The sequence below is a fragment of the Streptomyces sp. NPDC001027 genome (genome assembly GCF_040299045.1).
Lineage (GTDB): Bacteria > Actinomycetota > Actinomycetes > Streptomycetales > Streptomycetaceae > Streptomyces.
Window position 1 is genome coordinate 1 of the sequence record NZ_JBEPBI010000094.1, and the last position, 21,144, is coordinate 21,144.

Here is a 21,144-nt window from a genome sequence, read left to right on the forward strand (position 1 = left end):
TGCGGGGCAAGCCTCCGCACCGGGCCGGTTCCAGTCGAGGAGCACATGAGATGGGACTGACCGCGAAGATCCGTACGCGGGACGGGTGGGCCGTGTCGCACGCGGTCGTCACGGTGACCGACATGACAGGCGGTCAGGTGCTGCGCGCCGAGGCCGACGCGGAAGGGGCCGTCCGGGACGCCACCGAACTCGCCCCCGGCGCCTACACGGTGATCGTCACCGCCGTCGGGTACGCGCCCGCGGCCTCCAGCGCGATCGTCACGGCGAGCGGAAGGGCGCAGGTCGGGACCGTGACGCTGGCCCGGCAGGGCGGATCGGAGCTGCCCCCGCCCGGCCCCTGGACGGTCGACCCGGCCCATTCCGCGGTCGGCGCGGTCGCCCAGCACCTGGGCATCTCCAGCGTGCACGGCAGGTTCACGGAGTTCTCGGCGGCCGTCGAGGTCGCCCCGGACGACGTCACGAAGTCCCGGGTGGAGGCGGTGATCCGAGCGGCCTCCATCGACACCGGCAACGCCGTGCGCGACGCGCATCTGCGCTCGGCGGACTTCCTGGACGTCGAGCGGCACCCGGAGATCGTCTACCGTTCGGCCGGACTGACCCCGGTCGGCCCTGACCGCTGGACGGTCCACGGCGAGCTGACCATGCGCGGCGTCGTCCGCCCCGTGGAGCTGGACCTGGCCTACCTCGGCACGGGATCCGACCCCTGGGGCGGTGCCCGGGCCGCGTTCCGGGCGACCGCGCAGCTGCGGCGCGAGGACTTCGCCATGAACTACAACCAGGTCGTCCAGGCCGGCATCGCGGCCATCGGGACGACGCTGAAGGTGGAGCTGGACGTCCAGGCGGTGCAGGGCGACGCGCTGCCGCAGCTCGGGGCATAGACAGCGCCGGCCCCGGCCTGCGACGAGGACGGAGCACTCCGGCGACGCCGGGCACGGACACGCCGACGGACGCACGCGGGGCGACGGACGCTGGGCGGGGCGACGGACGCAGGCGTAGGCACAGCAGGGTCAGCCGGACGGGACGTCCCGCGGCCTAGGCTGAGGGCATGGCACCGAACATCGCGACGAACACCAAGGTCTCCCTGGACGAGCTGTTGGACTTCGTCCGTCCCCGCCACCGGGCGATCCTGTTGACCCGGCGTGCCGACGGCAGCCCGCAGGCCTCGCCGCTGACCTGCGGGGTCGACGACTCGGGGCGCATCGTGGTCTCGACGTACCCCGAGCGGGCCAAGACGCGCAACGCCAAGCGGGACGCGCGCGTCGGCGTCCTCGTGCTCAGCGACGACTGGAACGGACCGTGGGTCCAGATCGACGGCTCCGCCGAGGTGGTCGACGCCCCCGATTCCGTCGAACCGCTCGTGGAGTACTACCGCAACATCGCCGGCGAGCACCCCGACTGGAACGAGTACCGGCAGGCCATGCGGAAACAGGGCAAGTCGATCATCCGGATCACGCCGGAGCGTTGGGGCCCGGTGGCCACCGGCGGCTTCCCGGCCCGCCTGGTCGCCGACACCGGCTCCGCCGCAGACGCGTAGGCCGTACGCCGTAACAGGCGCGGGGGGGGGTGAGGGAGCGCTGCCGGTCCCGGCCTTCAGCCGCGCCCGGTCGGGATCACTCCGTGAGCCGCGCCCGGTCGGAAGCACTCCGTCGGTCTCGCTCCGTCAGCCGCGCTCGGCCATCGCCTCGATGCCCGCGATCAGCAGGTCCAGAGCGAAGTCGAAGTCGCGCTCCCACATCTCCTCCACCGTGTCGCCGCCGCGGGCCGCCATGATGTCTCCGGCCTCCCTGATCACGTCGGCGGCCGGCGGGACCTGGCCGGCCTCGCTCATCGCATGGCGGAAGTAGGCGTCCGGGCTCATGCCGACGGCCGAGCAGCGGGCGAGGAAGTGGCCCTCGACGGTGCCGAACCCGTACACGAACTGGAAGACGGCGGCGACGGCCGCGCCGAGGCCGCGCGTCGGGACGCCGGTGCGGCGGACGACCCGCTGGACGACCCGGGTGAAGGCGAGGTGGTCGGGGCCGACGTTGAGGAACGTGCCGGCCAGCGGCGACAGCCAGGGATGCCGGACCAGCAGGTCGCGGTAGGCCCGGGCGAGTGCGCGCAGCTGGTCGCGCCAGTCCGCGTCCTCGTCCGCCGGATCGGGCAGCAGCTCCGCCAACTCGCCGAAGGCGGCGTCCAGGGCGAGTTCGAGCAGGTCGTCCTTGGTGTCGACGTACCAGTAGACGGACATCGCCGTCACGTTCAGCTCGGCCGCCAGCCGCCGCATGGAGAACCCGGCCAGTCCCTCGGCGTCCAGCAGCCGCACGGCCGCCTCGGTGATCCGGTCCCGGTCGAGCCCGGAGGGCTGGCCCGCGCCACGGCCTCGGCGACGCGCCTTGCCTTCCAGCCACACGCTGGTGTGCGGGGCGGGGTTCTTGGCGGTCTCGGCCATCGCGCGGCACCTTCCTGAACTCCCGGTCACTGAGGACGATGCTAAGCGGCGGCCCGCGCTCCGCAGCGGTGCGGTCCCCGCCGGGGCTGCGGTGACACCGTCCCGGAAACGGAAACAGGGCGGTGGCTCGGTGCCACCGCCCTGTTTCCGTTTCCGGAACCCGTTTCCGGAACCCGTCTCCGGAACCCGTTTCCGGAACCCGTTTCCGCAGCCCGGCCTCGGGCCCGGTCTCGGGGACCTCGTCAGCTGTTCGCCTTCTGGGTCAGGTCGTAGAAGGTGGACGAACCGACCGTCACCTTCTTGAAGTTGGCCTCGACCCAGGAGGTGATCTGCGAGGACGTCCCGCTGCCGCTGCCGCCCATGCCGCCCATGCCTCCGCCGGAACCGCTGCTGATGAAATAGTGGATCTCGCCGTCGGCCACGTACTGCTTGAACTGCGCCAGCGTCGGGGACGGGTCCGTGCCGTTGAAGCCGCCGATCGCCATCACCGCGTCGCCCGTGGCGAGCTGGTAGCTCGCGGCGTTCTGGGCGCCGATCGCCGCTGCGGCCCACGTGTACTTCCCGGAGTCGGTCTCCAGCAGCTTCTCGGCCTCGGCGGAGACGCTCGCGCCGTTCAGCAGGCCGCCGACGCCACCGCCGCCGCCCATGCCGCCGCCGTCACCGGTCTGCCTGCCGGGCATGCCGCCCTGCTGGCCCCGGCCCTGCCCCTGCTGCGTACTGCCGTTGCCGTTCTGGGCAGTGCCATTGCCGTTCTGGGCAGTGCCGTTGCCGTTCTGCTGGTTCTGGCCCGGCATGCCGCCGCCGGGGCCGCCGCCGTTGCCGCCGAAGCCGCCCCGGCCGCCGCCCGGGCCGCCGCCCATCATCCCGGCGCCGGCCGGACCCGCGGTGACGATGGAGCCGGTGTGGCCCTGCTGCAGCGTGCTGAGGGTGTACGCCGTCGGTCCGGCCAGCGCGGCCACGAGGCCGACGGAGGCCGCCGCCAGCGCGAGCTGCCGGTTGACGCGGCCCGCGAAGACCAGGCCGAGCGCGGCGGTCAGACCGCCGACCAGCACCAGCCACTTCAGCCAGGGCAGGTAGTCCGAGGTGCGGTTGAGCAGGACGTAACTCCAGGCCGCCGCCGCCACGACCGAGACCGCGAGGGTGAGCGCGGCCCAGATCTCGGACCGCTTCTCCCACAGGACGCCGGCGCCCATGCCGATCACGGCCGCCATGTAGGGGGCGAGAGCCACCGTGTAGTACTGGTGGAAGATGCCCGCCATGTAACTGAAGACGGCCATGGTGATCAGCAGGGAGCCGCCCCAGACCAGGAACAGGCTCCGGGTCGTCGACGTCCGCTTCAGCTTCCGGGTCGCGGCCAGACCGCCGACGAGCAGGACCAGCGCGGCCGGCAGCAGCCAGGAGATCTGGCCGCCGATCTCGGAGTTGAACATCCGGTCCCAGCCGGTCTCGCCCCACTGGCCGGTGTTCCCGCCGCCACCGCCGCCGCCGACGCTGCCGGTCTCCTCGCCGTTGAGGCGGCCGAGACCGTTGTAGCCGAAGGTCAGCTCCAGGAAGGAGTTGTTCTGCGAGCCGCCGATGTACGGGCGGGAGGAGGCCGGCCACAGCTCGACGATCGCTGCCCACCAGCCGCCGGACACGATCAACGCGCCTGTGGCTACGGCCAGTTGACCCAGCCGCTTCTTCACCGGCACCGGTGCGCAGACCGCGTGGACGAGCGCGAGCGGCGGCAGGATCAGGAACGCCTGGAGGGTCTTGGCGAGGAACGCGAAGCCGATCGCGACTCCGGCCCACACCAGCCACTTCGTCCGCCCGTCCTCGACCGCGCGAGCCGTGAAGTAGCAGGCCACGGCCATCAGAAGGGCCAGCATCGCGTCCGGGTTGTTGAACCGGAACATCAGCGCGGCGACGGGAGTCAGCGCCAGCACCGTGCCGGCGATCAGACCGGCCGCAGGGCTGAACCGGCGGCGCACGGAGGCATAGACGACGGCGACCGTGCCGACGCCCATCAGCACCTCGGGCGCGAGGATCGCCCACGAGCTCAGGCCGAAGATCCGCACCGACAGCGCCATCGGCCACAGGGAGGCCGGGGGCTTGTCGACGGTGATCGCGTTGCCCGCGTCCAGCGAGCCGAAGAACATGGCCTTCCAGCTCTGACTGCCGGCCTGGACGGCCGCCGAGTAGAAGGAGTTGGCGTAGCCGGAGGCGCTCAGGTCGTAGAGGTAGAGGAGGAGGGTGGCGGCCAGCAGACCGAGGAAGGCCGGGCGGACCCAGCGCGGGTCCTCGGGGCGGCCTCGCCACAGTCGGCGGTGCAGGGGCAGCCTGGGCTCGCCCGATCCGGGGGCCGGGACGACGGATTCCCGTGTGGAAGTCGGGGAGCTCTCCGGCGGCGAGCCCCAGGCGGCCGTCGGCTGATCAAGGTGGGTGGTCATCGGGCGTCCCCCGGGTCGGTGTCGTGGGGGCGCACCGGCTGCGTGCGCAGGGTGGGGTCCGCCCAGGCGCCGTCCGCGGATTCACCGGCGCGGAAACGGGGCGCGTGGCGTGCGGCGCCGTGCGGATGGGCGACCGGCCGCTGTGTCGGGCCCGAGCGCTGGGGCAGCGGGCCGAAGTGGCCGCCGACCTGCGCGGACGTCGTCGTCCGGTACGTCGTGGGGGGCGTGGTCGGCGGGTACGTCGTCGCCGGCGTGTTCGGCTGGTACGTCGTAGGGGGCGTCGCCGTCGGGCCGGCGTCCGCGGTCGGGTGCGTCGCTGCGGACGGGTGCGTCACTGAGGTCGGGCCCGCGGGAGCGGCGGGGTCGTCGGCGGGAGCGGCGGCGGTCCCGGTCGTCGTCGCCGGGTCCTCGGCGTCGCGCCGGTCGGAGAACACCCACACGCGGAAGAGCAGGAAGCGCAGCACCGTCGCCGCGAGGTTCGCCGCGACGAGGACCGCCAGCTCGGTGAGATGCGCGGGGTCGGAGGTCGCCGCGTTCAGCGCGACGAGCGAGCCGCTGGTCAGCGCCAGGCCGATGCCGAAGACGACCAGCCCCTGAGCCTGGTGCCTGACGGCGCCGCCGCGCCCCCGCACTCCGAAGGTGAGCCGCCGGTTGGCGGCCGTGTTGGCGACCGCGGACACCAGCAGGGCGAGCGCGTTGGCGATCTGCGAGCCGCAGAACTGTCGGAAACCGCTGTAGAGAACGAGGTAGAAGAGGGTGGACAGACCGCCGACGACGCAGAACCCGACCAGCTGACGGGCCAGGCCCCTCGGCACGTCCTGGATGTCGCGGTCGCGCGGGTCGTCGCCGAACGGGCGGCGGAGCCGGTCGAGGGACAGCGAACCGGTGGCCAGGGCCTTGCCCACGCGCCACACCCCTTTCAGGTCGTCGGTCGCCGTCTTCACGATGTGCACCGTGGAGTCCGGGTCGTCGACCCAGTCGACCGGCACCTCGTGGATACGGAGGCCGGCGCGCTCGGCGAGCACCAGCATCTCAGTGTCGAAGAACCAGCCGGTGTCTTCCACCAGGGGCAGCAGAATCTGTGCGACGTCACGCCGGATCGCCTTGAACCCGCACTGCGCGTCCGAGAAGCGGGCCTGCAGCGAGCCGCGCAGGATCAGGTTGTAGGCGCGGCTGATGAACTCCCGCTTCGGCCCGCGCACCACACGGGAGTCCCGGGCGAGCCGGGAGCCGATCGCCAGGTCCGAGTGGCCGGAGATCAGCGGCGCCACCAGCGGCAGCAGCGCGTTGAGGTCGGTGGACAGGTCCACGTCCATGTACGCGAGGATCGGGGCGTCCGAGGCGGACCAGACGGTCCGCAGGGCTCGGCCGCGGCCCTTCTGCTCGAGCCGGACGTTGCGCACCTGCGGGATCCGCGCCTCCAGTCGGCGCGCCACCGAAGGGGTCGCGTCGGTCGACGCGTTGTCCGCGACGGTGATGCGGAAGGGGTAGGGGAACGTCCGCGTCAGATGGTCGTGCAGTCTCTGGACGCATGGCTGGAGGTCCTTCTCCTCGTTGAAGACGGGGATCACTACGTCCAGGACAGGCGTACCGGCTGTGGCGGCCGGGAGGTGCTCCCGCGCCGGCAGGGTGCCGGGAGAAGAGTCGGTTCGCATGTCGTCGACTCTCGTCAGGCGCCCTGTCGCACCCATGTGGTGGCGCTGTGCTCGACCTGTGAGTCGAGTTGCCAGTTCGTTTCGGGGGCGGGCTGGGGCGGGGTCGGGCCGAGCGTCGGCAGATGCACGGTGAACACCGTCTGTCCGGGCACGCTGTCGACGGTCACGGCGCCGCCGTGCGCGGTCGCGACGGCCTGCACGATGGCGAGGCCGAGGCCGGTCGAGCCGGAGGCGCGGGAGCGCGAGGAGTCGCCGCGCGCGAACCGCTCGAAGACGTGCGGCAGCAGGTCGGGCGGGATGCCCTGCCCGTCGTCCTGGACGTCCACGCACAGCCACGGCCCGCGCCGCTGCACCCGTGCGGTGACGGTGGTGCCCGGCGGGGTGTGCGTGCGGGCGTTGGCGAGCAGGTTGACGAGGACCTGCTGCAGCCGCGCGGAGTCGGCCGACACCAGGGCGGGCTCGTCGGGGAGTTCGAGACGCCAGACGTGCTCGCTGCCGGCGACACGGGCGTCGCTGACGGTGTCGATGACCAGGGGGACGAGGTCGGTCTGCTCGAACTGCAGGGGGCGGCCCGCGTCGAGCCGCGCGAGCAGCAGCAGGTCCTCGACGAGGAAGGTCATCCGGCCCGCCTCGGACTCGATCCGGCCGAGGGCGTGCTTGGTGTCCGGCCCGACCTCCTCGCGCCCGCGCCGGGTCAGCTCGGCGTATCCGCGGATGGACGCGAGCGGCGTGCGGAGCTCGTGACTGGCGTCCGCGACGAACTGCCGTACCCGCATCTCGCTCTCCTGGCGGGCGTGCAGCGCGCCGTGGACGTGGTTCAGCATCCGGTTGAGGGCCGCGCCGACCTGCCCGACCTCGGTGTGCGGATCGGTCTGGGACTCCGGCACCCGCTCGCTGAGGTTCACCTCGCCGGTGTGCAGGGGGAGTTCGGAGACCCGGGTCGCGGTGGCCGCCACCTTGCGCAGGGGACGGGTGGCGACGCCGACCATGACGGTGCCGGCGAGACCGGCGACGAGGAGCCCGGCGACGGTGAGGCTGATCTCGACGACGATCAGGGTGTTGATGGTGCCGTCGACCTCGGACGTCGGGATGCCCACGTAGAAGTCGCCGTTGTTGCCGTGGATGTACTGGACCCGGTAGGCGCCGAGGCCGGGGATCTCGACGGTGTGCCGGCGCTGGTCCTGGGCGACCGAGCCGAGCGCCCTGATCTGCGACTCCGTGAGCGGCTCGGGGTTCATGTCCGAGTATCCGGCGGCGTTCTTCGTCTTGTCGCCGACCTTGGCGCCGGTGATCGAGCCGTTGACGACCGTGGCCGCGAGGGCCTTCTGCGGCCCGGGACCGCGGGTGACGAACTCGTCGATGCCGGACGTCTTCTGCACGGGCGGGGTGGTGCCGGAGCCGAGGGAGCCGTCCCGGCCGCCCGGTCCCCCGGCCAGTCCGCCGGAGACGCGCATCGCGGCCTCCCGCACGGAGTCGTCCAGTTGCCCGTACAGGTGATCGCGCAGCACCAGCGTGGTCACCGTGCCGATCACCGCGCAGACGACGGCGATCAGGGTCACGGACACGACGACGAGCCGGGTCCGCAGGGTGCGCGGCTTTCCCGCTCGTCTCGTCTGCGGACGCGGCCGTCGTCGGGCCCTCATGACGCGGCGGGCTTGATCAGGTAACCGGCCCCACGACGGGTGTGGATCATCGGCTCACGGCCGGCGTCTATCTTGCGCCGCAGGTAGGAGATGTACAGCTCGACGACGTTGGCCTGACCGCCGAAGTCGTACGACCACACCCGGTCCAGGATCTGGGCCTTGCTGAGCACGCGCCGCGGGTTGCGCATCAGGAAGCGCAGCAGCTCGAACTCGGTGGCGGTCAGGTGGATGTTGGCGCCGGCCCGCGAGACCTCGTGACTGTCCTCGTCGAGGGTCAGGTCGCCGACGACGAGGACGGAGTCCGATCGCCGGTCGGCCGCGCCGGAACGCCGGATGAGCCCTCGCAGCCGGGCCACGACCTCTTCGAGGCTGAACGGCTTGGTGACGTAGTCGTCGCCGCCGGCGGTGAGACCGGCGATACGGTCCTCCAGGGCGTCCTTGGCCGTCAGGAACAGCACCGGGACGTCCGGCAGCTCACGCCGCAGCCGCCCGAGGACCGTCAGTCCGTCCATGTCCGGCAGCATCATGTCGAGCACGACGGCGTCGGGGCGGAACTCCCGGGCGGTCTGGATGGCTCCGGTGCCGTCTCCCGCACTCCGGATCTGCCATCCCTCGTAGCGCAGGGCCATGGAGAGCAGTTCGGTGATCGACAGCTCGTCGTCCACCACAAGCACGCGGACGGGGCTCCCGTCCGGCCTCAGCAGTTCGGTGCGCCCCTGGGGCGAGGTCGTGGTCATGGTGGACACCTTGTCGGGGCCCGCTGAGAGCACTCTTTCACTTGTCTGTGATTTGCCTGAGAAACGCACAGGCGTCTCTCAGGGAGCGCCTGGGAAACCCTTGCGGGACCTGTTTCGAAAGCAGCGTCGTCTGCCCGAAGGGCGGCCCGGCTGTGATCCACCTGGGCGACGCACACATGCGCAGCGCACAGGATTGCGGCACACAGAATCGCAGCGCACAGAATCGCGGCGCACAGAATCGCGGGGCGCACGGAAGACCACCGCCACGCCCGTCAGAACAGGCCGTCCTGGCGCTGCTCGGCTGCCTTGAACTGCCGCACCGGGAAGTCCACTTCGCCCTCCCCCGCGGGAACCAGCCGCCACCCCCGCATCAACCGGGTGTCGAGCACGACGACTCCACGCCGGCCGACGGGACGAGGGCCGGCGGCCGAAGACGGACCGGCGGCCGCAGGAAGGTCGACGGCCAGATGCAGGTCGGGTCCGGCGGCCGCGACCAGCTCGCCGCTCACCGAGCCGCCGGGCACGAGTTCGCTCACCTCGCCGAGCGCCGTCGGAGCCTCCGCGAGCCCGAAAGCCCGTAGGTGATCGACCGGTTGGAACGGCTCGCGCTCCAACGACTCGGGCCAGCCGCTCAGTCGCACGGCCCGGCCGTACACCTCGCGCAGCTCACCCGCCCGTTCCTCCTCGCCTGCGGGCAGCGCCGACCGCACCGCCCGCTTGACGGCGTACGGGACCCGGTCCGGCACGCGCAGCGCCGACCGCAGCAGTTCCTCGGTGCGGCGGGCGGCCATCAACGGCCCGACCCCGAGCCAGCTGAAGCAGACGGCGCCCTGCTCCAGCAGTCGCACCGGCCCGCGCTCGGCCGCCGTGATCCCGACCTTGACGAGCCCGGGTCCGAACCACGCGAGGTACACCCGGTACGGGCGCGGGTCGTCGGCGATCCCGTCCGCCGCGACGGAGTGCGCCCGGTCCAGTCGCGCGCACTCCTCGCACCGGGCCCCCGTGCTTCTCCCCGACACGGCGGCCCGCATGGGACACGGGTGCCCCCGAGCCCCGACACACTGCCGCACACCGTCCGCCACCACACCGAACGAGACCCGTTTGCCCCAGGTCAGCGGGCTAGGACGGGCCCCTTCCCAGATCAGCGCCGGGCCCTGCGCCGACGACCACCGCAACCCCGCGCACTTCCATGCCTGTGCCATCACGCGCAACGGTAGGCCCCGGCGCCGACAACGCCGTGACGGCCGGGCGCCCCCGCCCGGCGAGCCGGCACCCGACGCACCCGGGGTGGCCGTCCCGGGCCCACGGGTCCCGTACCCGCATCCCCCATTCCGACCGCGGGCGCACTCCGGGCGGCTTGCCCCACCCGGCGAGATGCAGACCCCAGGTGACCAGCGCGCTCAACCCGACGACGACGCCTCCGCCGACCAGCGCGAGCGCCGAGCCGACGCACACGCCGACGCCCATCGCGGAACCCCCGACGGCCACGATGGCCACGCCGGTCCATCCCGCGATCGTGTGCCCTTCGTCGTATCCATGCCCGGCCATGAATCCCTCACCATCTAAGAAGTTCAGATTGGAAACCTCTTACAAGGTAAGACAAACAGAAAGCAGATAACAAGGACCCAGCACCACGCACCCGAACACCCCGGAGAGGAACCGGCCCCGCGATGACACCCGAGCCGCCGACTCCGTCGTCCCCCCACCCGTCCCCCCGCCCCGCCGCCACCCCGGCCCAAGCGCTCTCGGCGATGGACGACCTCATCGCGACCAGCATGATCGGGCAGCAGGAGATGGCCCAGCGCCTGGGCCTGAACGTCACGGACCTGACCTGCTTCGCCTACGTCCTCCAGGCCGGCGAGAACCTCCTCACGGCCGGTGACCTCGCGGCCCGCGTCCAGGTCACGACCGGCGCGGTGACCGGCATCCTCAACCGCCTGGAACGCGCCGGCTACGTCACCCGTCGCGCCGACCCGCAGGACCGCCGCCGGGTCCGCGTCGCTGCCGTCCCCGCGGCGGTGGCCAGGGCCTACGCCCTCTACGAGCCGCACTACGTCCGCCTGAACGCCCTCTTCGCCGACTACTCGCCGGAGGAGATCGCCGTCCTGACGGACTGGTTCACCCGGGCGACCGCACTCGCCAACGCCTACCGCGAGGAACTGCGCCTCCGGCACGATCCGACCGAGTGACGCCCTGCCCCGGTCCTTTCCGGTCCGGTCCGGTCCGGTCCGGTCCGGTCCGGTCCGGACGGCAGGTTTCCCTCACCGCCCTCTTCCTATTCAATGATGCGACTAGTCACATTTTTGAGTAACCTCGTTCGCGAGGACGAAGAGGCGCCCCTCGCCGGGCGAGCGGATCGGGCCGTGCCCGACCTTCCTGCGCGGCCTCGACTTCGAGCAGGATCACCGGACCGGCGCGCCTGCGCATCGCGACGACGCCCTGCGGGAAAGGCGGACGACTCATGCCGAGCGGGCACTACCTGCGCTACGTCGCCCTGGGCGACAGCCAGACCGAAGGGCTGGGCGACGGAGACGACGCCGTCGGCCTGCGCGGCTTCGCCGACCGGCTCGCCGAGCACCTCGCGGCCGTCAACCCCGGTCTCCAGTACGCCAATCTGGCCGTGCGAGGACGCACCGCCGGGCAGGTCCGCACCGAACAGCTGGAGCCCGCCCTGGCCCTGCGCCCCGACCTGGCGACCGTGGTCGCCGGCGTCAACGACCTGCTCCGGCCCCGGTACGACGCCGCGGAGGTGGTGGGACACCTGGAGGACATGTTCGCCGCGCTCACGAACGCCGGGACCCGTGTGGCGACGCTGACCTTCCCCGACGTCGGAAAGATCATGCCTCTGGCCCGGCCCGTCAGATCCCGCGTGCTCGACCTCAACACCCGCGTCCGCGCCGCGGCCGCCCGTCACGGAGTCGTGGTCGCCGAGACCGGCCGACATGCCGTCACCACCGACCCGCGGATGTGGACCGCGGACCGCCTGCACGCCAGCCCCCTCGGCCATGAGCGGATCGCCGCGGCCCTCGCCCAGGCCATCCACCTGCCCGGGACGGACGACGCCTGGACCCTGCCCCTCCCCCCGCAGCGGGTTCCCTCGCGCCGGCAGGCCGCGGAGGCCGAACTGCGCTGGGCGGCCGTATACCTCGGGCCCTGGCTCGGACGCCGTCTGCGCGGCCGGTCCTCCGGCGACGGCCGCAGCGCCAGACGCCCCCAGCTCCTGCCCGTGACCCTCCCGCCCGACTCCGCCGCGAACACCGGTCGCAGGGAATCCCCGTAGAGACGGCATCACCCCGGGCGGCCGGGCGGGGTGATGCCCCTCCCTCGGGTCTGCGGCTACTGGCGGTGCCGGCGCGTGCTCTGTCGCGGTGGCAGGGTCAGCGTGATCTGGCGGACGAGCTGCTGGAAGCAGGCGAGGGACGCGATGGCGGGCAGTGACGCCCCGGCGATTCCGGTGAAGGTCCTGTCCGCCTGCGCGATGCACAGCATTATCGCGACGGAGGAGAAGAGCAGGACGATGAACCACGAGTGGACGGCTCGGCGCCGGTGCAGAGCGGTCCGGAGGATGGAGAGAGAGGCCACCATCCAGGGGCCGTACACGAGGAGAGGCCACGACGGGACCATTCCGTGGTCCCCTCCGGACGTGATGTTCTGCAGCGGCCGGTAGGCCACCATGCCGCCGAAGACACTGACCATCGCCACGATGACGGCGACGAGCGCCACGATCACGAAACTGCCGGTCTGCAGCCACTTGAGCCGGAGCTTTCGACCGGGCATCCTGCGATGGCCGGCGGAGGCGCTGCGGGGCGGCGGCACCTGAGCGGTGATCTGCGCGAGGCTCTCCATCGGGTCGATGAAGTCAGCGCCCGGCGTGGACTCGCCGCGAGGCGGCGGCACCCTGGCGGCCTGCTCCGCGGTGACAGCCTCCTGCATGAGATAGGCGAGTTCCTCCACCGGATCCCAGCCCGGGTCGGGCGCGGCCTGGGGAACCCCCGTGTGCACGCTGTCGGCAGGTCCGCCGTTCCATGCGGCGCCCGGCCCGTAGGAGTACGCGTCGGAATACCACTCACGCCGCGCGAAGGCGGGTTCCCCATAGTCATGATTCACAGGAATGCGCCCGTCGGGCGAGGTCCATGTCACGGCCGGCCGGAGAGTTCCTGGCCGTTCCACCGCGAATCGAGTTCCTTCTTGATGCCCTCCAGCAGAGCGAGGAACTCGCGAAGCAGCGGCTCGGCGGCCCGACGTTCGGCCCACACACCGTCTTCGATCACGACGCCCTGTGCCGCGACGGCGGAGTATGTCACACCGGGTGAAAAGCTACATTTCCCCATTGCCAGATCATGACCCGCAGTCAGATCATCCGTCCTCGCGTTGCGTCGAGGAAGACTCTGGGCCCGTGCTTTCGTCATATTCCGCTAACGGCGACGCCCCTCCTCCAGATGCGCGGCAAATGAGTGACCCCGCCATAAGGGAATTACTGGGGAGAGCCTTTCGTCATTAATGTCATTCGCGCACTCCGCACGTTATGAGCAGAGCGACTTTTACTCTCAGACCTCCGATCAGAAATATGATTCCCCGGCCATCACCCTCGCCCCTGAACGGCCTCAACCGCCACGGGACGTCCCGCCACCGCACGCGGGCCCGGCGGCCGACACCGAGCGCTCGCGGTCGCGGACCTTCATGCGCTCGCGGCCATGGCGCTGCTGCACGGCCGAACAGATGACCTTGATCGCTCTTCCCCGATGCGTCGCGATTTCATAGAGTCCGGTCCGACCATTCGAGACCGGCGCTGGGGGGCGCGTGACTGTTCCTGTGGCTCGGAGTCGTGTGCTGCGCGTGATCCGTGGTGTGGGTTCGCTCTTGAAGGAATTCCTGGAAGAGCTCGTCGGCGAGGTGCTGCTGACGATCATCGCCTGCGTCACCGTGGCCGGTCTGGCAGTGGCGTTCGTCTGGGGGTGGGAGCGCAGCCCGCTCGTCACCGGCGGTGCGGGTGGCGCCCTGCTGGCCTTCCTCGTCTACGGCGGTTGGGAGCTGCTTCGCCCCTCGAAGCCGGGGCGACGCGGGCGACTGGCCGGCGCGGCGGCCGCCACGTTCACCGTGGCGATCGTATTCATCGCCTACGCCTGGTCCTGCACCTGCTCCTGAACAGTCAAGGCAGAACCCAACCTGACTCCCCCCGCACCGGCTGGACGCTGCCCTCTTCTCCGGCCCGAAGCAACTCGGCCGAGGGTGCGGCCTCGGGCTGGTCTGCCGCGCACTGGCGCTGCCGTGGCGCGCCGAGACAGCGGCCGGAGCAGCGACGGCAAGCTTCGGTGAGTCAGACACCCGGTTCTGGATGTTCGCGCCAGTATTTGTTCAGCGCAGCCCACCACAAGGGATGCCCCTCGACCAGGTGGGACATCGCCGGAGAGGTGCGCCGGAGAGACAACGCGTAGTCGCGCCATCCCACGTAGAACTTGATGTCGGGGGTCGATTCAGTGATCACGAGTCCGTAATCCACTACATCGGCGAGCATGCCCGCGATGGTGAGCACTCGAGCTCGCTGACTCTCGTCAGCCGGAAGCGAAGCACCGCCGTAGAAGTGCCCGTACAACCCCGGTTCAGCCGCAATGAGGGTCTCGATGTGGTGGAGCCGCTCCATCCCGTTGTACATGGCGGACACGCCGGCCATGACGTTGTTGATCGACGTCTGCCGCGTCAGCTCCCGTGTCTGCCAACTCGAGACGAGCAGCGAGACGACCACACCGATCGACGCGATCACTCCGAATACGTCGCTCACGCACCCCCCTCGTGATACCGATGCTGTACCCCTGCGAGTGATCCACTAACTGCACGCCGCGTTCGCACGACGACAGGCCAAAGCACCAGTTCTCCTGCGCCCCGCCTCCGCCTACGCCGGCTGCGACGTCGCCCTCGGCCGAACTGCCCCTCCCCCTCCCCGCGTTCTGCCTCAAGGCGCTCCACATGCGGCGTGCCCGGCAGACCGGCGCCCGGAAGGTGCGACCGGGGAGCTCTGGCAGGACACGCAGGGGCTGGCCTTCACCCCGAAGTACGGGACGCCCGTCGAGCGGGGAGGAACCTCACCCGCATGCGCCACCAGGGGAGCGCCACCGACCAGGCGAAGCCGGCTGCTGTACTCCGCGGCTGTACACCCTAGAAACGACAAAGACCCCGGAGTGATCCGGGGTCTTTGACCTGTGTGCACTCGGCAGGATTCGAACCTGCAACCTTCTGATCCGTAGTCAGATGCTCTATCCGTTAAGCTACGAGTGCTTGTTATTCGGTTTTTTTGTCTTCGCTTCCCGGCCCTTCCGGCCCGCTCGCGGCGACAGGAAGAACATTACATGACTGCCGCCGACATGTGAAATCCGTTAGCCATACCCCTTGTGACCTGCGGAAACGGCCTGAAGTGGGCCTGTGGGCGAGGTCGGGAACGACGAAGCCCCGATCGCGTGGACCGGGGCTTCGGTGATCGAGCGGAGGCGGAGGGATTTGAACCCTCGATGGGATGTAAGTCCCAAACCGCATTAGCAGTGCGGCGCCATAGACCGGACTAGGCGACGCCTCCAGCACAACCGCTCGCGTGCGTGCGAGTGGTGCGTGCAGATGATGACACAGTCGAGCACCGCGTCACCAATCGATGTCCACGGTACTAGGCAGTCGGGTCGCAGGGCAAAGCACTTCCCCGGGCGCAACGTCGCCGATCGCGCGGCGTTAGTCCCGGCATGTTCCAGGTCACCCCGCTTCGACGCCTCGTCGTCACCGCCCTTGCCGTCTGCGCCGCCGTGATCGCCTCGTCGGCCGCGGGTCCCGTCAGCGCGCAGCCCGCGCGGCCCGCGCGGCCCGGGAACGCCGCAGCCGCCGGCGGACGCGTCCCGCTCGCGCCGCCGCCGGTGCGGGAGGAGGACCGGGCCGGCGACGATCACCTCACGGTCACCGTCCGGCACGCCGCCGGACGGGCGGACGGGACGTTCGAGGTGTACTGCCACCCCGCCCACGGCAGCCACCCGGACCCGGACGGCGCCTGTGGAGCCGTGGACCGGAACACCCGGTGGGGCCGGGACGCCTTCGCGCCCGTGGCCGGCGGCGAACTCTGCACGATGCGGTACGGCGGGCCGGCCACCGCCCGTGTCACCGGCCGCTGGGCCGGACGCCCCGTCGACGCGACGTTCGAGCGCGGCAACGGCTGCCAGATCGAGCGGTGGGACCGGTTCGTGCCGCTGCTCCCCGGCACGCGTCCGGCGTCGGGTGCGAGCGCGGGCGTGGCGGAGGCACCGGTTCCGTAAAGGTCGCACGGAGGTCGCACGAAGGTCGCACGGAGGTCCCGCGAAGTCGGGCGGCGCCGGGAACGCGATCGGAGCGGGCCGACGTGCGCGGGGACCGGTCACGTCGAGCCAGGACATACGTTCTGGGTCACTTCGTCGTGCGAGGTCGCTCTCATCCGGCGTCACTGGCGGGACCCCAGCCCTTAGACTCCCTCGCGTGACACGCTGCGGACCGGTTGGCAATATGGCCCGAGCGGTCGGCAGAGTGCGGTAACAGGGAGGAAGCGACTCGTGAGCAGCAGGCCATCCCGAGGCGCTGCTCGCCTCGCAGCCATACTCGACGCGCTTCCCGACGCGTTGGTGCTGGTCAACGCCAACGGGACGGTCGTCAACGCGAACACCATCGCGCTCGAGGCGTTCGAGACGCCGGGTACGGCTCTGGTGGGGCGGGGGCTGCTCGATCTGCTGCCGCAGTTCGACTCCAAGCTCATCCCGGGGTCCATGCGGCGCCCCGACCACATGGACCCGCGCGGCCGGACCAAGCCGACCCGGATGATGGCCCGCCGCACCGACGGCACCGAGTTCCCGGTCGAGGTCACCAGCGCCAACCTGGAGAACGGTCAGCAGGCCTACGACGGCTACGGCTACTCCTCCGCCTCCGACGAGCTGCTGATGCTCGTCGTGCGCGACCTCTCCGGGACCGTCGACACCGAGGCCGAGCTGGCGCGCTCGCAGCGGCAGACCGAGATGATCCTGCGGGCCGCGGCCGAGGGCGTCGTCGGCACCGACACCGACGGGCGGATCGTCCTCGTCAACCCGGCCGCCGCCCAGATACTGGGGTATCGGGCGAGCGATCTCGGCGGCAAGGAGCTGCACACCCTGGTGCTGCACTCGCGCGGGGACGGCTCGCCCTTCCCGTACGACGAGTCGCCGCTCGCCGACACCCTGCGCTCCGGGCGCAAGCACCGGGTGCGCGGCCAGGTGCTGTGGTCCAAGAGCGGTGACCGGGTCTCGGTCGACCTGACGACCGCGCCCGTGCGCGACGGCGACCAACTCGTCGGCGCCGTCATGACCTTCACCGACCGCCGGCCCTACGACGCCCTGGCGGAGGAGAAGGAGTCCGTCGAGCAGCGGCACGCGAAGGAGCTGGAGAAGCTCTCCGAGGAGCACGCCTCCGACCTCACCGCACTGCGCCAGCAGCACGTCGTCGAACTCGAGGAGCTGCGCGAGCTGCACGAGGAGGAGATCGCGGCCGGCGAGGAGCGTTACGCCGCGCTCGGCGAGCGGGAGAAGGACCGGTACGAGGCGCTCGCCGGGCGGCACGAGCAGCTGCTCACCCTGCTCGGGGGGTCCCTGCGCGGACCGCTGGACGAGCTGCGCCGGGAGCTGGCCGCGCTCGCCGCGGACGACGCCGGGCAGCTCTGGCCGGAGGCCAACCAGGTGCTGCACCACCTGTCCGCCGGCTATTCGCGGATCACCACCCTGATCGACAACGTGCTCGGGTACCAGCGGCTCGACACCGGCGCGGAGACCGTCGTCCGGACGAAGGTGATGCTCGACGCGGTCGTCGCCGCGGGCGTCGACGGCGCAGTGGAGCTCATCGGGCCCGGCCGGGTCCAGTTCGCCGTGCACGCGCCGCCGATCGAGGCCGAGGTGGACGTGCGGCTCCTCGCGACCGCGCTCGCGCATCTCGTCGCGGACGTCGCCGGCGTCGACGCCACCGGCAACGCGCCCGTCTCGGCGGGCGGTTACATGGACAACACGGTCGTGGTGGCGGCCGCCCAGCGCGGCGAGGTCGTGCGCATCGAGGTGCGCGGGCCGTACGCCGGCGGCGACCCCGTGCACGAGCCGATCGTGCGGGGGATCGTCCGGGCCCACGGCGGCGTGCTGCAGACGCACGAGGTGCCGGGCATGAGCGGCAGCGCCTACGTGCTCGAGGTGCCGCTCGGCGGTGGGGCGGGGGCCGTCGCGCCGCCGCCGGCCGCCGCGCTGCCCGCCCTGCCGGTGGGCGACGGCGCCGTGGAGCACGAGGGCCGGGGCGAGCAGGGCCACGGTGGGCGGCGGCGGGCCCGGCGGTCGTCCGTGGACGCCTTCCTGGAGAGCGACGTCCCCGAGGCGGAGGGCGTCGCCGACCCCGACGCGGGGGTTCCGACCGGACGGCGGCGCAGGCGTGGCGCGCCCGCGGTGGAGACGCCGGGCGAGTTGCCGCCGGCGGTGGCCGAGTCGGAGGGGCCGGAGGGCTCCGGCGGGACCGGACGGCGGCGCGGGCGTTCCGCCGAGCTCGCCGTGGCGGGGGCGGACTCCGGGGTGAGCGAGGGCGCGGTCGTCATGGCCGCGGAGCACGCGGCGGGGACGGCGGCTTCGGGGACGGGACTCGGCGGCACCGTTCCGCCGCAGGGCGTCCCGGCTCCGGACGGACGACGGGCCCTGCAGGCGCCCGACGGTCAGCAGGCGCAGAACGCCCTGCCGCCGGCGCTGCCGGCCCTCGCGGGCCCGTCGGCCGAGGCGGCGGTCCCCGGTGCTGCGGGCGCGAACGCGGGTACGGTCGTCCCGGGGACGGGTGTGCCCGGGCCGGGCATGGGAGCGGGCTCCCAGGGCGACGCCCAGGCGGAGAGCGGCCAGCCGACCGGGCGCCGCAGGCGTGCCCTGGCCGCCGCGAACGAGCGTGCCGCCGCGCAGGAGGCGGGGCCCCGCACGGTCTTCGCCCTGCCGCCCGCGGAGGCGGACCGGACGACAGACGACGTCGCCGGAAACGTTCCCGGCCCTGTTCCCGGACCTGTTCCCGGCCCGGTTTCTGGACCTGTTCCCGGCATGGACCCCGTTTCCGGCTCCGGATCCGTTACCGGTCCCGTTTCCGGCGGTCCTGTCGGCGGTCCCGTTTCCGATGTTTCTGGCGTCGGCCTCGCCGACGGTCCCGGGATGGCGCACGCGGTCGGACCGGCACAGGTCCAGGGGCAGCCGCAGGGACAGGTTCAGGCGCAGGTCCCTGCGCAGACGCAGCCCGGCGGTCCTGTTCCGGTACCGGTTCCGGGCGTGATGCAGGCTCCGGGCATGGTCCAGGCCGCCGCGCAGGCGCCCGTTCCGCCGCAGGCTCCGGTTCCGGCGCAGGCACAGCCGCCCGTGCCCGGTCCGGCCGCGGGTCCCTTCGGGGACGCCGGCGCCGACCATGGACGTCACGACGCCGTCCCGCACGACCAGGCCGACGACCACACGCCGCCCCAGCCGCACCCGACCAGCGCGCCCACCGGCCGCCGGCGACGGGCCGTCGGCCAGCCCGCGGAAGCCGTCCCGGCCCAGGCACAGCCGCAGGGTGTGCAGGCCGGGCCCGTCGCGCAGCCGGCGCCCGGGCAGGCGTTGCCGCTGCCCGCCGAAGCGCCCGCGGCGGCGTCCCCGGCCGGGCCGGCCATGTCGACCCCCGGCGGCGGCACCCCGCTTCCGCCCGAAGCCGTCGTCGGACAGCCCCGGGCGGCACAGCCGTTGCCCGCCGAGGCCCTGCCCGTCGACCCCGACTCGACGCAGGGGCGGGCCATCAGCGTGCGAACGCTCGGGCAAGGCGTGCCCTTCACCCGGCAGGCCGCCCAGGTCCAACAGGTCCAGCAGGTCCAGCACGCTCACCAGGCTCAGCCGGCGCAGCGCCTCCAGCCCGGCCTGCCGGCCCCGCAGCCGGCCGCCGGCGGCACCCCCGCCCCGCACGCTCCCGGCGGCTCCGGACGGCGCCGCAAGCTGGGGACTCCGCCCGACCCGGCGACGCGTCCGGAGCAGACGGCCCGGCCGCACCCGTCGGCCGAGCAGGGCGCCGTCCCGCAGCCCGGCCCGCAACAGGCGCCGACGGCTCCGGCCCCGCACGCCGTCGCGGCGCCCATGCCCTCGCCGGCGCCCGCTCCCGTCCCGTCGACACAGCAGCAGCCACAGCCGTCCCAGCCGTCCCTCGCGGGCCAGTCGCGGCTCGTGGCCGGTGGGACGGGCACCGAGGGGGCCGGACGGTCGTACGCCATAGGAGCCCCGGACGAGAACGCCGCCGAGGGACCCGAACCGCTGGACGGGCCGGGCGGGGCCGTCGAGGTGGCGGATCCGCCGCGGCCGCAGCCGCTTGACGACGAGCTGCCGCCGGAGCCGCTGGACAACCCCCGTCGGCTGCTGGTGTGGCCGGCGCCCGACGTCGGCACCCAGCAGGAGCTCAGCGACCGCGGCTACCGTCCGGTCATCGTGCACTCGCGCGAGGAGGTCGACGCGCAGATCGCCGCGTTCCCGGCGGCGCTGTTCGTGGACCCGCTGACCGGGCCGATCACCCGCACGGCGCTGCAGTCGCTGCGGACCGCCGCCGTCGCCGCCGAGGTGCCGGTGCTGGTCACGGCCGGACTCGGGCAGGCGACGCGCGAGGCGGCGTACGGGGCCGACCCCGCCGTCCTGCTGAAGGCGCTCGCGCCGCGCGACAGCGAGCAGCATCCGCCGCGGGTGCTGCTCATCGAGGAGCACGCCGAGATCGCCCTCGCGCTGACCTCGACGCTGGAGCGGCGCGGCATGCAGGTGGCGCGTGCGGCGAGCGACGCGGACGCCGTCGCGCTCGCGGGACAGCTGCGCCCGAACCTGGTGGTGATGGACCTGATGCAGGTCCATCGTCGGCAGGCCGGGATCCTGGACTGGCTGCGGGCGAACGGACAGCTCAACCGCACCCCGCTCGTCGTCTACACGGCCGCCGTCGACCAGGCGGACCTGCCGCGGCTGGCGTCGGGTGAGACGGTCCTCTTCCTGGCCGAGCGCTCGACCAGCCCGGAGGTGCAGACCAGGATCGTGGACCTGCTGGCGCGGATCGGCACCAACTAGGGCGGGGGTCGAGAGTCCCGTTTCAGGCGGCGGCAGCGCCCAGGGGATTGGGATGCACGGCTGCCGTTGCCGTTCCCCGATCCGGGGCGTCGGCGGGGCACCCGTGCCGGGACTCGTGCGCGCGCCGGTCCCTGCGCCCCTGACCGCCCACCGGGCCGCC

Annotated in this window: 17 protein-coding genes and 2 tRNA genes; 7 read left to right on the forward strand and 12 right to left on the reverse strand. The window is 72.3% G+C overall.

Annotation, left to right across the window (positions count from 1 at the left end; all coding sequences use genetic code 11):
* Positions 1–50 precede the first annotated feature (50 nt).
* Positions 51–878 (forward strand): YceI family protein, encoded by an 828-nt coding sequence (locus ABT300_RS24180; protein WP_351679272.1) that lies wholly within the window; start codon positions 51–53, stop codon positions 876–878.
* A gap of 167 nt (positions 879–1,045) precedes the next feature.
* Positions 1,046–1,534, forward strand: a complete 489-nt coding sequence (locus ABT300_RS24185; protein WP_351679274.1) for a PPOX class F420-dependent oxidoreductase — start codon at positions 1,046–1,048, stop codon at positions 1,532–1,534.
* Positions 1,535–1,660: 126 nt separating this feature from the next.
* Here ABT300_RS24185 and ABT300_RS24190 read toward each other — a convergent pair whose 3' ends face one another.
* From ABT300_RS24190 to ABT300_RS24220, 7 genes are all read right to left on the reverse strand, one after another.
* The gene (locus tag ABT300_RS24190; RefSeq protein WP_351679276.1) at positions 1,661–2,431 is read right to left on the reverse strand and encodes a TetR/AcrR family transcriptional regulator; all 771 of its coding nucleotides are present in this window, start codon (positions 2,429–2,431) and stop codon (positions 1,661–1,663) included.
* 242 nt (positions 2,432–2,673) lie between these two features.
* Positions 2,674–4,860 (reverse strand): ArnT family glycosyltransferase, encoded by a 2,187-nt coding sequence (locus ABT300_RS24195; protein WP_351679278.1) that lies wholly within the window; start codon positions 4,858–4,860, stop codon positions 2,674–2,676.
* On the reverse strand, positions 4,857–6,515 hold the full coding sequence (locus tag ABT300_RS24200; RefSeq protein WP_351679280.1) for a bifunctional glycosyltransferase family 2/GtrA family protein: 1,659 nt from the start codon (positions 6,513–6,515) through the stop codon (positions 4,857–4,859). The genes ABT300_RS24195 and ABT300_RS24200 overlap by 4 nt, the downstream gene beginning before the upstream one ends.
* 14 nt (positions 6,516–6,529) lie before the next feature.
* A complete protein-coding gene (locus ABT300_RS24205; protein WP_351679282.1) occupies positions 6,530–8,158 on the reverse strand; it encodes a sensor histidine kinase in 1,629 nt (542 codons plus the stop codon).
* Entirely contained in the window at positions 8,155–8,895 is a 741-nt protein-coding gene (locus ABT300_RS24210) for a response regulator transcription factor (protein ID WP_351679284.1), read from the reverse strand. The genes ABT300_RS24205 and ABT300_RS24210 overlap by 4 nt, the downstream gene beginning before the upstream one ends.
* Positions 8,896–9,167: 272 nt before the next feature.
* Entirely contained in the window at positions 9,168–10,097 is a 930-nt protein-coding gene (locus tag ABT300_RS24215; RefSeq protein ID WP_351679286.1) for a DUF2797 domain-containing protein, read from the reverse strand.
* Complete coding sequence (locus tag ABT300_RS24220; protein ID WP_351679287.1) at positions 10,015–10,443, reverse strand: HGxxPAAW family protein; 429 nt, start codon at positions 10,441–10,443, stop codon at positions 10,015–10,017. Before ABT300_RS24220 ends, ABT300_RS24215 begins: the two co-directional genes overlap by 83 nt.
* Before the next feature lie 122 nt (positions 10,444–10,565).
* Here ABT300_RS24220 and ABT300_RS24225 point away from each other — a divergent pair, with 122 nt between their 5' ends.
* Positions 10,566–11,084 carry a MarR family winged helix-turn-helix transcriptional regulator gene (locus ABT300_RS24225; RefSeq protein ID WP_351679288.1) on the forward strand — a complete coding sequence of 173 codons (519 nt, stop codon included), beginning with the start codon at positions 10,566–10,568 and terminating at the stop codon, positions 11,082–11,084.
* A 272-nt stretch (positions 11,085–11,356) separates the two neighbouring features.
* On the forward strand, positions 11,357–12,175 hold the full coding sequence (locus tag ABT300_RS24230) for an SGNH/GDSL hydrolase family protein (RefSeq protein ID WP_351679289.1): 819 nt from the start codon (positions 11,357–11,359) through the stop codon (positions 12,173–12,175).
* Between the two features lie 56 nt (positions 12,176–12,231).
* Here ABT300_RS24230 and ABT300_RS24235 read toward each other — a convergent pair whose 3' ends face one another.
* Positions 12,232–13,002, reverse strand: a complete 771-nt coding sequence (locus ABT300_RS24235) for a DUF2637 domain-containing protein (RefSeq protein WP_351679291.1) — start codon at positions 13,000–13,002, stop codon at positions 12,232–12,234.
* A 29-nt stretch (positions 13,003–13,031) separates the two neighbouring features.
* Complete coding sequence (locus ABT300_RS24240) at positions 13,032–13,199, reverse strand: hypothetical protein (protein WP_351679293.1); 168 nt, start codon at positions 13,197–13,199, stop codon at positions 13,032–13,034.
* A 523-nt stretch (positions 13,200–13,722) separates the two neighbouring features.
* Here ABT300_RS24240 and ABT300_RS24245 point away from each other — a divergent pair.
* Positions 13,723–14,040 carry a hypothetical protein gene (locus ABT300_RS24245; protein WP_351679295.1) on the forward strand — a complete coding sequence of 106 codons (318 nt, stop codon included), beginning with the start codon at positions 13,723–13,725 and terminating at the stop codon, positions 14,038–14,040.
* Positions 14,041–14,212: 172 nt separating this feature from the next.
* On the opposite strand, the gene ABT300_RS24250 is transcribed toward ABT300_RS24245, so the two are convergent.
* From ABT300_RS24250 to ABT300_RS24260, 3 genes are all read right to left on the reverse strand, one after another.
* Positions 14,213–14,674, reverse strand: coding sequence for a hypothetical protein (locus tag ABT300_RS24250; protein WP_351679296.1), 462 nt, complete (start codon positions 14,672–14,674; stop codon positions 14,213–14,215).
* Between the two features lie 421 nt (positions 14,675–15,095).
* A tRNA-Arg gene (locus tag ABT300_RS24255) sits at positions 15,096–15,168 on the reverse strand.
* A 204-nt stretch (positions 15,169–15,372) separates the two neighbouring features.
* Positions 15,373–15,463 (reverse strand) — tRNA-Ser (locus ABT300_RS24260).
* A 157-nt stretch (positions 15,464–15,620) separates the two neighbouring features.
* Between ABT300_RS24260 and ABT300_RS24265 the strand changes: the two genes are divergently transcribed.
* A complete protein-coding gene (locus tag ABT300_RS24265) occupies positions 15,621–16,181 on the forward strand; it encodes an SSI family serine proteinase inhibitor (RefSeq protein WP_351679298.1) in 561 nt (186 codons plus the stop codon).
* A gap of 270 nt (positions 16,182–16,451) precedes the next feature.
* On the forward strand, positions 16,452–20,984 hold the full coding sequence (locus ABT300_RS24270) for a PAS domain-containing protein (protein ID WP_351679300.1): 4,533 nt from the start codon (positions 16,452–16,454) through the stop codon (positions 20,982–20,984).
* The last annotated feature ends 160 nt before the right edge of the window (positions 20,985–21,144 follow it).

What these genes read in the sequence shown, in the direction of transcription:
- ABT300_RS24180 (WP_351679272.1), top strand. Translation starts at nt 51, where the DNA reads ATGGGACTGACCGCGAAGATCCGTACGCGGGACGGGTGGGCCGTGTCG.
- ABT300_RS24185 (WP_351679274.1), top strand. Translation starts at nt 1,046, where the DNA reads ATGGCACCGAACATCGCGACGAACACCAAGGTCTCCCTGGACGAGCTG.
- ABT300_RS24190 (WP_351679276.1), bottom strand. Translation starts at nt 2,431, where the DNA reads ATGGCCGAGACCGCCAAGAACCCCGCCCCGCACACCAGCGTGTGGCTG.
- ABT300_RS24195 (WP_351679278.1), bottom strand. Translation starts at nt 4,860, where the DNA reads ATGACCACCCACCTTGATCAGCCGACGGCCGCCTGGGGCTCGCCGCCG.
- ABT300_RS24200 (WP_351679280.1), bottom strand. Translation starts at nt 6,515, where the DNA reads ATGCGAACCGACTCTTCTCCCGGCACCCTGCCGGCGCGGGAGCACCTC.
- ABT300_RS24205 (WP_351679282.1), bottom strand. Translation starts at nt 8,158, where the DNA reads ATGAGGGCCCGACGACGGCCGCGTCCGCAGACGAGACGAGCGGGAAAG.
- ABT300_RS24210 (WP_351679284.1), bottom strand. Translation starts at nt 8,895, where the DNA reads ATGACCACGACCTCGCCCCAGGGGCGCACCGAACTGCTGAGGCCGGAC.
- ABT300_RS24215 (WP_351679286.1), bottom strand. Translation starts at nt 10,097, where the DNA reads ATGGCACAGGCATGGAAGTGCGCGGGGTTGCGGTGGTCGTCGGCGCAG.
- ABT300_RS24220 (WP_351679287.1), bottom strand. Translation starts at nt 10,443, where the DNA reads ATGGCCGGGCATGGATACGACGAAGGGCACACGATCGCGGGATGGACC.
- ABT300_RS24225 (WP_351679288.1), top strand. Translation starts at nt 10,566, where the DNA reads ATGACACCCGAGCCGCCGACTCCGTCGTCCCCCCACCCGTCCCCCCGC.
- ABT300_RS24230 (WP_351679289.1), top strand. Translation starts at nt 11,357, where the DNA reads ATGCCGAGCGGGCACTACCTGCGCTACGTCGCCCTGGGCGACAGCCAG.
- ABT300_RS24265 (WP_351679298.1), top strand. Translation starts at nt 15,621, where the DNA reads ATGTTCCAGGTCACCCCGCTTCGACGCCTCGTCGTCACCGCCCTTGCC.